Below are 15,508 nucleotides of genomic sequence, written 5' to 3' on the forward strand. Positions count from 1 at the left end.
ACATGATCACCTGGGCCGAACTCCTTCCCCTGATTTTCATGGCCGTGATGGGCCTGTCGCTGCTGGCCTACGTGATCCTGGACGGCTATGACCTGGGTGTCGGCCTGTTGCTGCCGTTGGGCAGCGACAGCCAGAAGGACACCATGATCAGCAGCATCGGCCCCTTCTGGGACGCCAACGAGACCTGGCTGGTGCTGGGGGTGGGCGTGCTGCTCGTGGCGTTTCCCAAGGCCCACGGTCTGGTGCTGCAGGCGCTGTACCTGCCCGTGGCGGTGATGCTGATCGGCCTGATCCTGCGCGGTGTCGCCTTCGACTTCCGGGTCAAGGCGCCGGTGGCGTGGAAGCCGTTCTGGAACCGGGCCTTCTTTGCCGGCTCGCTGATGGCGACCACGGCCCAGGGCTGGATGCTGGGCAGCTACATCACCGGCTTTGACCTGGGTGGCCTGGGCTGGGCTTTCAGCCTCGGCATCGCCCTGACCCTGCCCGCGGTCTATGTGCTGCTGGGGGCTGGCTGGCTGATCATGAAGACCGAGGGAGAACTGCAGGAGCACGCTTTGCGCTGGGCCCGGCGCGCCCTGTGGCCGATGGCCGTGGCACTGGTGGGCATCTCGGCGGCCACACCCCTGGTCAACCCGGCGGTGATCGACAAGTGGTTCGCCTTGCCGCAGGTGGTCGCCCTGCTGCCGGTACCCCTGGTGTGCGCGACTGCCTTCTTCGCCATGCGCTGGGTATTGACCCGGCCTCAGCTGGTGGCAGCCGGCTACGGCTGGCTGGTGTTCGCCAACATGGTGCTCATCTGCGTGATGGCGTTCTTCGGGCTGGCCTACAGCATCCTGCCCGACATCGTGATCGGTCGCCTGAGCGTGTGGGAGGCCGCAGCGGCCACCGAATCGCTCACGGTGATCTTCATCGGCACGGCGATCACACTGCCGGTGATCGTCGCCTACACGATCTTCATGTACCGGGTGTTCTGGGGCAAGGCCCGGGCGCTGAGCTATGCCTGAGCGCCCGCCACCACGGTGCGGCGCACCACGCGGTCGTCACCGAGCACGATGAGCGCGAACAGCAGCTCATCGAGGTTGCCGGCCTGCGCGGTCTTGCGAGCCAGCAGCGGGGTGGCCTGGGGGTCGAGGACCACAAAGTCGGCCTCGCAGCCGGGCTGGAGATTGCCGACGATACCGGCCAGACCCAGTGCGGCCGCGGCTCCCGCGGTGTGCTGCCACCACAGTTGGCCGGGCGTCAGGCTCAGGCCGGCTTTGGTCTGGCCTTCGCGGCCCACGTAGTAGGCTGCCAGCATGGTGTGGAAGGGCGAGAAACTGGTGCCCCCGCCCACGTCGCTGGCCAGGCCATAGCGCATGCCGGCCGCATCGGCGGCGGCGTGGTCGAAGAAGCCGCTGCCCAGGAACAGGTTGCTGGTGGGGCTGATGGCGGCTGCCGTGCCGGTGCGCGCCATCAGGGCGCGGTCTTCCTCGTCCAGCCAGATGCAGTGGGCGTAGATGGCCCGCTGGCGCAGCAGACCGAAGTCGTCGTACACGCCCAGGTAGCTGCGCGAGCGCGGGAACAGCTCGGCCGCCCAACGGACCTCGTCCTGGTTTTCAGCGACGTGCGACTGGATCCACACATCGGGATACCTGGCTGCCAGTTCGCCCGCACCGCGCAATTGCGCATCAGTGCTGGTGGGTGCAAAGCGCGGCGTGATGGCGTAGCCCAGGCGGTCCACGCCGTGCCAGCGCCGGATAAGCGCCTCGGTATCGATCAGGCTTTGCTCGGTCTGGTCACGCACGCCATCGGGGCAGTGTCGGTCCTGCAGGCATTTGCCGGTGATGAAACGCAGCCCCCGGACCTGTGCGGCGCCAAAGGCCGCATCCACCGATGCCGGGTGCGAGGTGGCGAAGGTCAGCGCCGTGGTCACGCCGTGGCGCTGCAGTTCGTCAAAGAAGAACTCGGCCACCGACCGGGCGTATGCCGGATCGGAAAAACGGGACTCGTGCGGAAAGGTGTAGTGCTCCAGCCAGGGCAGCAGACCGTCGGCCGGGGCGCCGATCACATCGGTCTGCGGGTAGTGCACATGCAGGTCGACAAAGCCCGGAGCGATCAGGTGCCCGCGCAAATCTTCAACGGCCAGGCCCGGGTAGCGGCCAACCAGGCCGCCGTGATCGCCAGCGGCCAGCACCACCTGCCGGCCACGGGCATCGGGCCCGGTGACCAGCAGGCCATCCGCGTCGTACAGCGGCTGGCCGTTGTCATCGAATCGCAGGAGGGCGGCGCGGTAGGCTTTCATGAGCTCACTAGCTTAACCGGCCGCTGGCAGGCCCGGTATACGGCCGCCCACATGGCGGGCATGCATTTGTGCGTTGTGGTCACTCAGCGTGGCAGTTTGCCCACGACGCCCTCGACAAACCAGTTCATGCCCAGGATGTCGGGGTCCGACAGGCGCTGACCGGCCGGGATGACTTCTTTGCCCTCGTTATCGCGCACGGGCTGACGACCCGCTGCGAACACGGTCAGGCGGCCCAGCCCGATGTCGGACTGGCGCTGCAGGACCTCTTCCCGCACGGCCACGGGCACCTTGCTGCCAAAACCCTCGACCCGGATCATGCCTTCGCGCACGCCGCCCCAGACCTGGCCGCTCTTCCAGGTACCGTCGATAACCGCCTTGACCCGCCGGGTGTAGTAGTCGCCCCACTGGTGGGTGACGGCCACCACCTGGGCATCGGGTGCCACCTTGCGCATGTCGGAGTGATAGGCCACGGCCAGCTTGCCTTTTTCCTGCGCGGCCACCATCACGGCGTTGGAGCCGGTGTGGAAGGCCAACACCTCGGCACCCTGGTTCATGAGGGTCATGGCCGCCTCACGCTCGCGCGCGGGGTTGAACCACTCACCCAGGAAGACCACGCGCAGGCTGGCTTGCGGGTTGACCGAGCGCATGCCCAGCGTGAAGGCGTTGATGCCCTGCACGACCTCGGGAATCGGAAAGCCGGCCACATAGCCGGCCTGCGTGGCCATGCGGCCGGCAGCCACACCGGCCAGGTAGCGGCCCTCGTAGTAGCGGGCATTGGCGGCGGCCACGTTGTCGGCCGTCTTGTAGCCAGTGACGGATTCGAACTTGACGTTCGGAAACTCGCGCGCCACCTTGAGCGTGGGCTCCATGTAGCCGAAGCTGGGGGTGAAGATGATTTGATGACCCTGGCGCGCCAGATCCCGGATGACACGCTCGGCATCGGGGCCCTCCGCCACATTCTCGACGTAGGTGGTCTGCACCTGACCCGGCAAGGCCTTTTCCACGGCCTGACGGCCCTGGTCGTGCTGACGCACCCAGCCGGCATCGGTCAGCGGTGCCACGTAGACGAAGGCAGCCTTGACCGGGGCGGTGGTCTGTGAAAAAACGGGGGAGAAAAAACAGGCGGCCGCGAGCGCGGCAGCGAGGTTTTTGTACATGGTGTTCCTCTACATGGCTTCCGACGGACAAAAAAAGCGAGCCGGGGAAGCACCGGCTCGCAGGATCGTATTTTAGCGCGTCGCCAGCTCAGGCGCTGGCCACCCGTCGCAGTTCGGCCAGGCACTCGGCCCGGCGCTGGTCGCTGATGAAGCTGGCCTCGAAACTGTTGCGGGCGATGGCTACCACGTCGTCCCGGTCCATCTGCAGGGCCTGGACCGTCTGTGCCCAGTTTTCGTTCATGTAGCCACCGAAGTAGGCCGGATCGTCCGAGTTGATGGTCACGCACAGGCCGGCATCGAGCATCTTTTTCAGCGGGTGGTCGCGCAGGTCATCCACCACGCAGAGCTTGAGGTTCGACAGCGGACACACCGTCAGCGGCAGGCGGGTGTGGGCCAGTTCGGCCATCAGCAGCGGGTCCTGCAGGGCGGCCACGCCGTGATCGATGCGCTGGACCTTGAGCAGGTCGATGGCCTGCCACATGTACTCGGGCGGCCCTTCCTCGCCGGCGTGAGCCACCACATGCAGGCCCAACTCTCGGCAGCGGGCAAACACGCGCGCGAACTTCTCGGGCGGGTGCCCCACTTCGCTGGAGTCCAGCCCCACGCCGATGAAATGCTCACGGTACGGCAGCGCCGCCTCCAAAGTGGCAAAGGCGTCCTCCTCGCTCAGGTGGCGCAGGAAGCACAGGATGAGTGCCGAGCTGATGCCCAGTTCGCTCTGTGCCCGTTCGCGCGCCGAGGCAAGGCCGCGGATGACCACCCCTGTGTCCACGCCGCGCGCGGTGTGGGTTTGCGGATCGAAGAACAGCTCGGCGTGAATGACGTTGTCGGCCTTGGCGCGCTGAAAGTAGGCCCAGGCCATGTCGTGGAAATCCTGCTCGGTCAGCAGCACGCTGGCGCCGGCGTAATAGATGTCCAGAAAGCTCTGCAGGTCAGTGAAGGCATAGGCGGCGCGCAGCGCCTCCACACCCGGGTACGCCAGCTGAACGCCATTGCGCTGGGCCAGCGCAAAGATGAGCTCGGGCTCCAGCGAACCTTCGATGTGGATGTGCAACTCGGCCTTGGGGATGGCGCGGGCCAGTTCGACAGCGTTCATGTTTTCCTTTTAGCAGACACCGAGCGAGATGCCGGTGCGCACGAGATAACGGCGATAGGCACTGGACATGCGATCGGCCGGTCCATGCACCTCGGCAATCGGTCCATCCTTGCCCAGGGGCAGGCGTTTGGGTTGCTGCGATTCGACCACAGGCCGGTCCTGGGCAAAGACCGTGTCCTGGAAGGCGCGCAGTTCTTCGTCATCCGAGAGGTCGCCCAACGTGGCCATGGCAAACCAGGCCGTGCAGCGGTCATCGCCATCGGGACGGATGAACAGGGCGATCGCATTGCTGACCGGGTCGCCTTCGGTCGCGTCCTTGCGCAGAATGGCGGCGAAGGGGTGCGGTACGTCGTAACGGTAGACCACCCAGCCACCCTCTTCCGCCCCAGCGTAGCCCTTGGGTTGCCAGGCTTTGCATTCGTGGGCACGCACACCTTCTGCGCCTTCGTCCACCTTGCCGGTGTCCACCTGCGCATGGGTGCGGGCACCGAGCCAGCCTTCGTGCACAAAGCCGAAATGGCTGAGATCCAGGAAGTTCTCCACCAACCGGGGCGCGCTGGTCTGCACTTCATAGGGGCCGCAGATGAGCTGGCGCCACAACGGATCCTGCCAGGGTTCGAACCCGGGAGGCTGCGCCAGCGACGCCGGTACCTGGGTCAGGTCGGGACGCTCCAGCCGCACCCAGACCAGACCGTGGTGCTCCTGGGCATCGAACACCTGCGCGCAATGGGCGGGCGGTGGCTCGAAAGTGGGCGCGGCAGGCACATGCACGCAACGCCCCACCGGCACCGGGGCGCCATGGTGCCCCTGGGTGGCCGCCGTGTCGCCGGCAAACTGCCAGCCGTGATAGGGACACTCCAGGCGCGCGCCGTGCAGGTGGTGCAGCACCCGTCCCAGCGACAGGCGGGCGCCCCGGTGAGGGCACCGGTCTGCCCAGGCGTGGACCACACCGGCATGCCCATCATGGCCATGTTCGCGCCACAGGACCACATCCTGCCCCAGCAGCGTGACCGCCACGGGCTCATCCCGCAGGTGCATGGCGGCGACGACCGGGTGCCAGAGTTGTCGTTCGATCATGTGAGCTCCAAGAAAAAAGCCGCTGCAGGAGCAGCGGCGCTGAGGTGTTTCCGGTGCGCGTGCCCCGTCTACAGGCACCCGTGGAACCGGCTTTGCCGGGCCACAGGGTGCGTCCCCCCGCGCAGCAGGGGGGAAGACGCGAAGCGGCGCAGGGGGGACACCGTCAGTTCGGCACCTTGCCTTCCACGCCCTTCACGTAGAACTTGATGCCGCCCAGGAAGGCGTCATCCGCCTTGACGTCCTTAGGCAAAACTTCCTTGCCGTCCTGACCCACGATGGGGCCGGTCCAGGGGTGGAAGCTGCCGTCCTTCAGACCGGCCTTGATGGTGTCGAGCTTGGCCTTGATCTCGGCGGGCACGTCCTCGGCGATGGACACCATGTCGATGGCGCCTTCCTTGTGACCCCACCAGGCGCCACTGTTGCCCTGCCAGGTGCCATCCATCACGTCCTTGACGGCCTTGATGTAGTACGGGCCCCAGTTGATCACGGCCGATCCCAGGTGGGCCTTGGGACCGTAGGCGGTCATGTCGGAATCCCAACCGAAGGCACGCTTGCCGGCCTTCTCGGCGGTCTGCAGCACGGCCGACGAATCGGTGTTCTGGAACAGGATGTCGGCACCGCCGTTGAGCAGCGAGGTGGCGGCTTCGGTTTCCTTTGGCGGGTCGAACCAGCCGTTGACCCAGACCACCTTGGTCTTGATCTTCGGGTTGACCGACTGGGCGCCCAGCGTGAAGCTGTTGATGTTACGGATCACCTCAGGAATTGGGATCGAGGCCACCACACCCAGGGTGTTGGTCTTGGTCATGGCACCGGCGATCACGCCAGCCATGTAAGCACCTTCGTAGGTACGGCTATCGTAGGTGCGCATGTTCTCGGCCTGCTTGTAGCCGGTGGCGTGCTCGAATTTCACGTCCTTGAAGTCAGCAGCGACCTTGAGCATCGGCTCCATGTAGCCGAAGGTGGTACCGAACACGACCTTGTTGCCCTGGCTGGCAAGGTCGCGGATCACGCGCTCGGCGTCGGCGCTTTCGGGCACGTTCTCGACGAAGCTCGTCACCACCTTGTCGCCGAACTCGGCTTCGAGGGCCTTGCGGCCGTTGTCGTGCGCGAATGTCCAGCCACCGTCACCGACCGGGCCGACATAGGCGAAGGCGATCTTCAGCGGCTCGGCCTTGGGCGCCTCGGCGGGTGCGGCGGCTGGTGCGGGAGCCGGTGCTGGCTCTTCCTTCTTGCCGCAGCCGATCAATGCCGCGCTGGCCACGGCCGTCAGGGCCGCCAGCTTGATCAGGGAACGCTTGTTCAGGTCGGTCATGGAAACCTCTTGGTGGGTTGAGAGAGTGGAAAGGACAAAAGTTGATTATGAACGCTCAGGAGCCGGGATAGAACGGCTTGCCGATCGATGCGGGCATGTTGATGCGGATCCAGGTCGGGTTGCGGGAGATCAGCACCAGCACCACCACAGTGGCCAGGTACGGCATCATGGTCAGGAACTGGCTGGGGACCTGCACACCGATACCCTGCAAGTGGAACTGCAGCATGGTCACGCCACCGAACAGGTAGGCACCGAGCAAGACGCGTGCCGGGCGCCAGGTGGCAAAGGTGGTAAGTGCCAGGGCGATCCAGCCCTTGCCGGCGATCATGCCCTCCACCCACAACGGGGTGTAAACGGTGGACACATAGGCGCCGGCCAGGCCACACAGCGCGCCCCCTGCCACCACCGCCAGCAACCGGATGCGACGCACCGGGTAGCCCAGGGCGTGCGCAGATTCCGGGCTCTCGCCCACGCTGCGCAGCACCAGTCCGGCCCGGGTGCGCCAGAGGAACCAGATCAGGGCCAGCGTCAGGCCGATGCAGACATAGACCATCGGATGGTGCTTGAACAGCGCATTGCCCAGGAACGGGATGTCGGCCAGCACCGGAATGGCGAACTGTGACTGCTCAGGCAGCTTCTCCTGCACATAACTGGTGCCTGCGAACGCCGAGAAGCCACCGCCGAAGAGCGAGAGTGCCAGCCCGGTCGCGTACTGGTTGGTATTGAGCCAGATGACCAGCACACCAAAGATGGCGGCCAGCAGCGCACCGGCGGCCATGCCGGCGGCAAAGCCGGCCACGGTGCTGCCGGTGTGCACCACGGTGGCAAAACCGGCCAGGGCGGCGCACAGCATCATGCCCTCGGCCCCGAGGTTGACGATGCCGGCTTTCTCGTTGATGAGCAGGCCCAGCGAGGCGATGGCCAGTACAGTGCCCGCGTTGAGCGAGGCGGCGATGAGAAGTGCAGTGGATTCCATGTCAGTCGGCTCCGGTCACTTCTTCCACTTCAGGCGGTAGGCAATCAGCGTGTCGCAGGCCAGCAGCGAGAACAGCAGCAGACCCTGGAACACCCCGGTGATCGACTTGGGCAGGCCCAGGCGCGACTGCGCCAGCTCGCCACCGATGTAGAACATGCTCATCAGGATGGCCGAGAAGACGATGCCCACCGGATGCAGGCGGCCGACGAAGGCCACGATGATGGCGGCAAAGCCGTAGCCGGCCGGCAGGTACGGCGTGAGCTGGCCGATCGGTCCGGCCACCTCCAGCGCCCCGGCCATGCCGGCCATGCCACCGGAGGTCAGCAGAGCGATCCACAGGGCCTTGCGCGAGGAAAACCCGGCATAGCGGGCCGCTGCCGGGGCCAACCCGCCCACCTGCTGGGCATAGCCGGCGTAGGTGCGGAACAGGAACACCCACATGGCCACCACCCCGGCCAGTGCCAGCATCAGGCCGATGTTGACGCGTGAGCCCTGCATCAGCCGGGGCATCTGGGTGACCGACTCGAAGGTCTTGGTCTGGGGGAAGTTGTAGCCCATGGGGTCCTTCCAGGGCCCATAGACCAGGTAGTTGAGCACCTGCACCGCCACATAGACCAGCATCAGGCTGACCAGGATCTCATTGGCGTTGAAACGGTCGCGCAGCAGCGCCGTGATCCCCGCCCACAGCATTCCGCCCAGTGCCCCGGCCAGAACGATGACCGGCACGATCCACGGGCCCGTGTCCTTGGTGGCGGTGAGTGCGACGCCCGCGGCAAAGATGGCGCCGATCAGGTACTGCCCCTCAGCCCCGATGTTCCAGACGTTGGAGCGAAAACACACCGCCAAACCGAGCGCAATGATCAGCAGCGGTGTGGCCTTGACCATCAGTTCGGACAGCGCGTAGGCGTTCTTGACCGGTTCCCAGAAGAACACCTGCAGGCCGCGCACCGGGTCCTTGCCCAGGGCGGCAAAGAGGATGACGCCAATCACCACGGTGATCAGCAGCGCCAGCAGGGGAGACGCGTAGCTCCAGGCCCGCGAGGGCTGGGGACGGACTTCAAGCCGCAGCATGGGCGGACTCCTTCTTGTTGTTCTGTTGTTCGGTGTCCCACAGGCCCGACATCCATTCACCGATGCGCTCGACAGTGGCATCGGCGCGGTCCAAGCTGGGCGACAGCCGCCCTTTGGCGATCACATGCAGGCGGTCACTGATCTCGAACAGCTCGTCCAGTTCCTCGCTGACCACCAGCACGGCACAGCCGGCGTCGCGCAACGCCAGGATCTCGCCCCGGATCTGGGCAGAGGCACCGACGTCCACCCCCCAGGTGGGTTGGCTGACGATGAGCAGCCGGGGTTTGGCCTCGATCTCGCGGCCGACGATGAATTTCTGCAGGTTGCCGCCCGACAGTGATTTGGCGGCGGCGTCCGGTCCATTGGCCTTGACCTTGTAGCGCGCGATGATGTCCTGGGCTTGCGCGCGCAGAGCCCCCACACGGATCCAGCCGCCGGCGCCGATGGCATCCCGTCGGGTCAGCAGCAGGTTCTGGGACAGCGACAGCGTGGGCACGGCACCCCGCCCCAGGCGCTCCTCGGGCACGAAATGCAGGCCCAGCGTCCTGCGCCGCCCCGGACTCATGCGCGAGGCATCCTGACCGGCCACACTGATGCTGCCCGCCGGCGCCCGCCGATCTTCCCCCGAGAGGCATTGCAGCAATTCGCCCTGCCCGTTGCCCGAGACGCCGGCGATGCCCACGACCTCTCCGGCGCGGACGGTCAAGGCGATGTCCTGCAGGTCGGTGCCGAAGGGGTCGTTGCTGCGCATGCTCAAGCCCTTGACCTGCAGCACCGCGGCACCCGCCTTGAGTTCGCGCACATCCAGCGCAGGGGGTTCGGCCCCGATCATCATCCGCGAGAGCGAGGCGTTGCTCTCCTGGCGCGGATCACATTCGCCCGTGACCTGGCCACCGCGCAGGACAGTGCAACCGGTGCACAGTTCACGGATCTCGTGCAGCTTGTGGCTGATGTAGAGGATGCTGCAACCCTCGGACGCCAGCTTGCGCAGCACGACAAAGAGCTTTTCCACCGCCTGCGGGGTCAGCACCGAGGTGGGTTCGTCCAGGATCAGCAGTTGCGGGTTGGTCAGCAGGGCACGGATGATCTCGACCCGCTGCATCTCGCCCACGCTCAGGGTATGAACCGGACGGGCAGGATCGATGTCCAGGCCGTATTCGGCCGCCTTGGCGGTGATGCTGGCCGTCACCTCGGTCAGGGTGAGCGACTTGTCCAGCCCAAGCCAGACGTTTTCGGCCACCGTCAGGGTGTCGAACAGGCTGAAATGCTGGAACACCATGCTGATGCCCAGGGCCCGCGCTTCCTGCGGATTGCGGATGTGGACCGGCCGGCCATTGAACATGACCGAGCCCTCATCGGGCTTGACCGATCCGTAGATGATCTTCATCAGGGTGGACTTGCCGGCGCCGTTTTCGCCCAGCACGGCATGGATCTCGCCCGGCTTGACGGACAGCGAGACGCCGTTGTTGGCCACCACGCCCGGGTAGCGCTTGGTGATGCCCGTCAGTTGCAGTCGGGGTGTGGTCAAAGGTTTCTCCTAGGGCTTTGGCACGGACATCAGGCCGCCATGGCGTCGGGATCGGCGCGACGCAGCGAGGCCGCCACGTCCTTGATCTGTTCCCTCAGCCAGCGCGCCGCCGTGGCGGCGTGGGTGCGCTCGTGCCAGAGCTGGTAATACATCAGGCGCGGGAATGGTACCGGGCAAGTCACGATCTGGACCGGCAGGTCACTCAAAAAACGCTCGCAGTGCTGCCGACCGGTGGTCATGACCAGCAGACTGCCCGCCACCATGGCCGGAATCAGCCCGAAATGCGGGCAGCGAGCCACGATGTTGCGCACCAGCCCCAGGCTGGCCAGATGATCGTCAATGACCCCCCGGGCACCCGGATGGGTGGGCATGGGGGCGATGTGCTCGGCCGCCAGCCAGGCCTCGACGTCCCAACCGCGGCGCACGGCGGGGTGCTCCCGCGAGACCAGACAGACCACCTCGTCGCCGAACAGTCGCCCGAGGTGCAGGTCATCGGGCGGCTTGGGCCAGTTGCCGATCACCACGTCATAGTGCCCCTGGGCCAGGTGGTGCCGGTAGTCGCCGTCGGCCGACAGCGCATGGATTTCGATCCTGCAATGCGGTGCCAGAGACTTCAGGCGTGCCACAAGCTGGGGCAGAAAAAGGGGGTCGAGATAGTCGCTGGCGGCCAGACTGAATGTGTGCTGGGCCGTGGGCGGATCGAAGGCACGCGCCTCGGAGAACAGCATCTCGGCGCTGCGCAGGATCTCGGCCGCCGGCTCGATCATCCGCAGGCCGGCCACGGTGGGCACCATGCCCGAGCCCGAGCGCACCAGCAGCGGGTCGCCGGCAATATCCCTCAGCCGCTTGAGCGCCGCACTGACCGCCGGCTGGTACATGCCCAGGCGCAACGCCGCCCGCGATACGCTGCGCTCGGTCAGGACCGTGTGCAGCACGCGGATGAGGTGCAGGTCGATGCGTTCAAACATGGAGTTGTATTTCATACCCGGGCGCAGTATGCGTGAATCGCCATGACGGCATTTGCGTCATACGACAGAGCATATGTCGTGCCAGGGGGCTGGCGCTATGCTGGCGCGCATGAAGCCCCAAAATACCGGACAAACCCTGAGATTTCTGCGCCGGGGAGCACCCGTGAGCCTGGACAACGTGCCAGCGGACCGGACCCTGCTGGACATCCTGCGCGAGGACCTGCACCTGAGCGCCACCAAGGAAGGCTGCGGTGAAGGCGATTGTGGCGCCTGCACCGTGGTGCTGGGCGAGGTGGTCAACGGCCGCCTGCGCTACAAGGCCATCAACAGCTGCATCCGCCTGGCGCACTCGGTGGACGGCATGGCGGTGTACACGGCCGAGGACATTGCGGCACCCTCCGGTGAACTTCATCCCGCACAGGAGGCGATGGTGCAGTGTCACGGCAGCCAATGCGGCTTCTGCACGCCGGGCTTCGTGATGAGCCTGTTCGGCATGTACCAGAACACACAGGGTGGAAAGGGCATTGGGCGTGAGCAGGCCCAGGCCGACCTGTCGGGCAACCTGTGCCGCTGCACGGGCTACCGGCCGATTCTGGATGCGGCGCAGCAGATGGGCCGGCTGCCCCTGCCCGCCGGCTGCGCGGTTGACGAGGCGGCCACGGTGGCCGCTCTGAGTGAACTGAAGAAAAAGAAGCCCATGGCGGAGGCGTCCTACCTGCGCCCCACCACGCTGGCCAACCTGCTGCAGGCCAGAGCCGCACACCCACAGGCCCAGGTCGTGGCCGGCACCACCGACGTGGGGCTGTGGGTCACCAAGATGCACAAGCGATTCCCGCAGGTGCTGGACGTGACCGCCGCGCGCGAGCTGCAGCGCGTGGAAACCTACCCGCACCACATCGCCATCGGCGCAGCCGTCACCCTGACCGACGCCTTTGCCGCGCTGGTGAAGGAGCGGCCCCAGCTGCTGAGCTTCAGCCAGCGCTTCGCGGGTCTGCCGGTGCGCAACTCGGGCACCTTGGGCGGCAACGTGGCCAACGGCTCACCCATCGGCGACTCCATGCCGCTGCTGATCGCGCTGGGTGCCAGCGTGGTGCTGATGCGCTGGAAGAAGACGAAGACCGGCGGCGAGATCGCGCACCGCGAGCTGCGGCTGGAAGACCTCTACACCGGCTACCGGACGAATGTGATGCGCCCGGATGAGCTGCTGTGCTGGATCAAGGTGCCCCGGCCCACCGGACATGCGCTGGAAAAGGTCTACAAGATCAGCAAGCGCTTCGACGACGACATTTCGGCGGTGTGCCTGGCGATCCAGATGACGGTGAAAGCCGGTGTGGTGCAGCAGGTGTCCATCGGCGCCGGCGGCGTGGCCGCCACCCCCGCCCGCGCGCGCCAGACCGAAGCCGCCCTGCTCGGCCAGGCCTGGAACGAGGACACGGTGATGGCCGCCACCGCGGCGCTGCGCGCCGAGTTCCAGCCCATCAGCGACATGCGCGCCAGCGCCGCTTACCGGCACACGGTGCTGGGCAACCTGCTGCGCCGCTTCTGGCTGGAAAGCCAGGGGCAACAGGCCATCAACCTCGAAAGCCTCAAGACCCTGGAGGCCCTGTCATGAACGCACCCGACCTGAAACTCGTCGTGAGCAAGAGAGATCCCGCCGCCGGGCCGCCCCAAGGTGGGATCAGCCCCCTTGGGGGGCAACGACCCGCGTCAGCGGCGGAGTGTGGGGGCGCGACTGCCGCCGGCGTCTCGCGCTTCCATGAGAGTGCGAAGGCCCAGGTGGCCGGCGCCGCCACCTACATCGACGACATCCCCGAGGTACGCGGCACCCTGCACGCCGCGCCGGTGTGTTCCCCGGTGGCGCACGGGGTGCTCAAAGGCATCGATCCTTCGGCGGCCCTGGCCGTGCCGGGCGTGCACGCCTTCATCGGCGCAGACGACATTCCGGGCGACAAACTGCTCGCGGCCTTCGCGCACGACGAGCCCGTCTTCGCCCAGGGCACGGTGCAGTTCCTGGGACAGGTGGGCGGCCTGATCGTGGCCGACGACGTGATGACCGCGCGCCGCGCGGCCCGGCTGGTGAAGTGGGACATCGAGGTGCTCGAACCGGTGATCACGCCGCAGCAGGCGCACGCGAAGCAAAGTTATGTGCTGCCGCCGGTGCACGTCACCCGAGGCGACGCGGCGGCGGCTCTGCAGCGTGCGCCACACAGGCTGGAAGGCGCGTTCGAGGTCGGCGGGCAGGAGCACTTTTACCTCGAAGGCCAGATCGCCTACGTGCTGCCGCTGGAGCAGCAACAGTGGTGGGTGTACAGCAGCACCCAGCACCCCGGCGAGGTGCAGCACTGGGTCTCGCACGCACTGGGCCTGGCCAACCACGCCGTCACGGTGGAGTGCCGGCGCATGGGCGGGGGCTTTGGTGGCAAGGAGACGCAGGCCGGGCACCTGGCGGTCTGGGCCGCCATCGCGGCCAACAAGCTGCGCCGGCCGGTCAAGCTGAGGCTGGACCGCGACGACGACTTCATGATCACCGGCAAGCGCCACCCCTTCGCCTACCGCTACCGTGTCGGCTTCGACGACCGCGGGCACCTGTGCGGGCTGGAGTTGGACATGCTGGCCAACTGCGGCTTCAGCGCCGACCTCTCGGGCCCGGTGGCCGACCGCGCCATCTTCCACGCCGACAACGCCTACTTCCTCGAAGACGTTGCCATCCACTCCTACCGCTGCAAGACCAACACCCAGAGCCATACCGCCTACCGCGGCTTCGGCGGCCCGCAGGGCGTGATCGTCATCGAACGCATCATGGGCGACATCGCGCGCCACCTCGGCGTGGACGCGCTCGACGTGCGGCTGGCCAATCTGTATGGCATTGAGGACCGCAATGTCACCCATTACCAGATGGCGGTGGAGGACAACATCCTCGAACCGCTCATGACGCAGCTGGCGCTCACCAGCGGCTACCGCGAGCGCGCCGAGCAGATCGCGCAGTGGAACGCGAGCAGCCCGGTCATCAAGCGCGGCATCTCGCTGACACCGGTCAAGTTTGGGATCAGCTTCACCGCCACCCTGTTCAACCAGGCTGGCGCGCTGGTGCACGTCTACACCGACGGCAGCGTGCAGGTGAACCACGGCGGCACCGAGATGGGCCAGGGCCTGAACACCAAGGTCGCAGCCATCGTGGCGGACGAGCTGGGCGTGCCCTTCGATAAGGTGCTGAGCACCGCAAGCGACACCAGCAAGGTACCCAACGCCAGCGCCACCGCGGCCAGCAGCGGCACCGACCTGAACGGCCGCGCGGCCCAGTTCGCGGCACGACAGGTGCGTCAGAACCTCGCGGCCTTCGTGGCCGGGCTCGATGGCGTGGGCGCGGGCGCGGTGCGCTTCGAGGGTGGCCAGGTCATCACCGAAAAGCAGACCCGGACTTGGGAGTCGGTGGTCGGCGCGGCCTATGCCAACCGCATCCAGCTCTGGAGCGACGGCTTCTACCGCACGCCCAAGATCCACTACGACAAGACCACCATGCTGGGCCGGCCGTTCTACTACTTCGCCTACGGTGCGGCGGTGACGGAGGTCGCCATCGATACCCTCACGGGCGAGAGCCGCGTGCTCAAGGTGGACATCCTGCATGACGTGGGCCGCAGCATCAACCCGGCCATCGACATCGGCCAGATCGAGGGCGGCTTCGTGCAGGGCATGGGCTGGCTCACCACCGAACAGCTGGTGTGGAACGCCAAGGGCTACCTGCAAACCCACGCCCCGAGCACCTACAAGATCCCGGCCACCGGCGACATCCCCGCGCACTTCAAGGTGGACCTCTGGCCCGAACCCAACCGCGAGGACAACGTGCACGGCAGCAAGGCCGTGGGCGAGCCGCCGTTCATGCTGGCGATCAGCGTGTTCGAGGCGCTGCGCGATGCGGTGGCGCAGGCGGGCGGCAGGCCCGAGGCCATGAACGCCCCGGCCACGGCCGAAGAGGTGCTGCGCGCGGTGCAGGGCCTGTGAGGGGCGCGGGGCGGGCGGGTACAGTTCTGCACCTCGGTCGCCG

Annotated in this window: 12 protein-coding genes; 3 read left to right on the top strand and 9 right to left on the bottom strand. The window is 66.6% G+C overall.

Going from position 1 to position 15,508, the window contains the following annotated elements:
* Positions 1 to 2 precede the first annotated feature (2 nt).
* Positions 3 to 1,004, top strand: a complete 1,002-nt coding sequence (locus tag ACFQNJ_RS17430; protein WP_382259848.1) for a cytochrome d ubiquinol oxidase subunit II — start codon at positions 3 to 5, stop codon at positions 1,002 to 1,004.
* Here the strand turns inward: ACFQNJ_RS17430 and guaD are convergent.
* The 9 genes from guaD to ACFQNJ_RS17475 all read right to left on the bottom strand — a co-directional run bounded on the left by guaD (position 995) and on the right by ACFQNJ_RS17475 (position 11,481).
* The gene (guaD, locus tag ACFQNJ_RS17435) at positions 995 to 2,281 is read right to left on the bottom strand and encodes a guanine deaminase (protein WP_382259850.1); all 1,287 of its coding nucleotides are present in this window, start codon (positions 2,279 to 2,281) and stop codon (positions 995 to 997) included. The two genes, ACFQNJ_RS17430 and guaD, sit on opposite strands and share 10 nt — an antisense overlap.
* 83 nt (positions 2,282 to 2,364) lie before the next feature.
* Positions 2,365 to 3,438 (bottom strand): BMP family ABC transporter substrate-binding protein, encoded by a 1,074-nt coding sequence (locus ACFQNJ_RS17440; RefSeq protein ID WP_382259852.1) that lies wholly within the window; start codon positions 3,436 to 3,438, stop codon positions 2,365 to 2,367.
* Between the two features lie 88 nt (positions 3,439 to 3,526).
* Positions 3,527 to 4,534, bottom strand: coding sequence for an adenosine deaminase (locus ACFQNJ_RS17445; RefSeq protein WP_382259854.1), 1,008 nt, complete (start codon positions 4,532 to 4,534; stop codon positions 3,527 to 3,529).
* 9 nt (positions 4,535 to 4,543) lie between these two features.
* Complete coding sequence (locus ACFQNJ_RS17450) at positions 4,544 to 5,611, bottom strand: Rieske 2Fe-2S domain-containing protein (protein ID WP_382259856.1); 1,068 nt, start codon at positions 5,609 to 5,611, stop codon at positions 4,544 to 4,546.
* 163 nt (positions 5,612 to 5,774) lie between these two features.
* The gene (locus ACFQNJ_RS17455) at positions 5,775 to 6,923 is read right to left on the bottom strand and encodes a BMP family ABC transporter substrate-binding protein (RefSeq protein WP_382259858.1); all 1,149 of its coding nucleotides are present in this window, start codon (positions 6,921 to 6,923) and stop codon (positions 5,775 to 5,777) included.
* A 55-nt stretch (positions 6,924 to 6,978) separates the two neighbouring features.
* Positions 6,979 to 7,899: an ABC transporter permease gene (locus ACFQNJ_RS17460; RefSeq protein WP_374641409.1), complete on the bottom strand. Its 921-nt coding sequence runs from the start codon at positions 7,897 to 7,899 to the stop codon at positions 6,979 to 6,981.
* Positions 7,900 to 7,914: 15 nt separating this feature from the next.
* A complete protein-coding gene (locus ACFQNJ_RS17465) occupies positions 7,915 to 8,970 on the bottom strand; it encodes an ABC transporter permease (RefSeq protein ID WP_382259860.1) in 1,056 nt (351 codons plus the stop codon).
* On the bottom strand, positions 8,957 to 10,498 hold the full coding sequence (locus ACFQNJ_RS17470; protein ID WP_382259862.1) for an ABC transporter ATP-binding protein: 1,542 nt from the start codon (positions 10,496 to 10,498) through the stop codon (positions 8,957 to 8,959). The genes ACFQNJ_RS17465 and ACFQNJ_RS17470 overlap by 14 nt, the downstream gene beginning before the upstream one ends.
* Positions 10,499 to 10,527: 29 nt before the next feature.
* Positions 10,528 to 11,481: a LysR family transcriptional regulator gene (locus ACFQNJ_RS17475; protein ID WP_374641403.1), complete on the bottom strand. Its 954-nt coding sequence runs from the start codon at positions 11,479 to 11,481 to the stop codon at positions 10,528 to 10,530.
* A 94-nt stretch (positions 11,482 to 11,575) separates the two neighbouring features.
* On the opposite strand from ACFQNJ_RS17475, the gene xdhA reads away from it, so the two are divergent.
* Both xdhA and xdhB read left to right on the top strand, forming a co-directional pair.
* A complete protein-coding gene (xdhA, locus tag ACFQNJ_RS17480; protein WP_382259864.1) occupies positions 11,576 to 13,078 on the top strand; it encodes a xanthine dehydrogenase small subunit in 1,503 nt (500 codons plus the stop codon).
* Positions 13,075 to 15,465 carry a xanthine dehydrogenase molybdopterin binding subunit gene (xdhB, locus tag ACFQNJ_RS17485; RefSeq protein ID WP_382259866.1) on the top strand — a complete coding sequence of 797 codons (2,391 nt, stop codon included), beginning with the start codon at positions 13,075 to 13,077 and terminating at the stop codon, positions 15,463 to 15,465. The genes xdhA and xdhB overlap by 4 nt, the downstream gene beginning before the upstream one ends.
* The last annotated feature ends 43 nt before the right edge of the window (positions 15,466 to 15,508 follow it).

The sequence above is a fragment of the Hydrogenophaga bisanensis genome, assembly GCF_042665135.1.
Lineage (GTDB): Bacteria > Pseudomonadota > Gammaproteobacteria > Burkholderiales > Burkholderiaceae_C > Hydrogenophaga > Hydrogenophaga bisanensis.

Coding starts and splice junctions, on each gene's coding strand:
- ACFQNJ_RS17430 (WP_382259848.1), top strand. CDS start 3: ATGATCACCTGGGCCGAACTCCTTCCCCTGATTTTCATGGCCGTGATG.
- xdhA (WP_382259864.1), top strand. CDS start 11,576: ATGAAGCCCCAAAATACCGGACAAACCCTGAGATTTCTGCGCCGGGGA.
- ACFQNJ_RS17465 (WP_382259860.1), bottom strand. CDS start 8,970: ATGCTGCGGCTTGAAGTCCGTCCCCAGCCCTCGCGGGCCTGGAGCTAC.
- ACFQNJ_RS17445 (WP_382259854.1), bottom strand. CDS start 4,534: ATGAACGCTGTCGAACTGGCCCGCGCCATCCCCAAGGCCGAGTTGCAC.
- ACFQNJ_RS17455 (WP_382259858.1), bottom strand. CDS start 6,923: ATGACCGACCTGAACAAGCGTTCCCTGATCAAGCTGGCGGCCCTGACG.
- ACFQNJ_RS17460 (WP_374641409.1), bottom strand. CDS start 7,899: ATGGAATCCACTGCACTTCTCATCGCCGCCTCGCTCAACGCGGGCACT.
- ACFQNJ_RS17440 (WP_382259852.1), bottom strand. CDS start 3,438: ATGTACAAAAACCTCGCTGCCGCGCTCGCGGCCGCCTGTTTTTTCTCC.
- xdhB (WP_382259866.1), top strand. CDS start 13,075: ATGAACGCACCCGACCTGAAACTCGTCGTGAGCAAGAGAGATCCCGCC.
- ACFQNJ_RS17450 (WP_382259856.1), bottom strand. CDS start 5,611: ATGATCGAACGACAACTCTGGCACCCGGTCGTCGCCGCCATGCACCTG.
- guaD (WP_382259850.1), bottom strand. CDS start 2,281: ATGAAAGCCTACCGCGCCGCCCTCCTGCGATTCGATGACAACGGCCAG.
- ACFQNJ_RS17475 (WP_374641403.1), bottom strand. CDS start 11,481: ATGAAATACAACTCCATGTTTGAACGCATCGACCTGCACCTCATCCGC.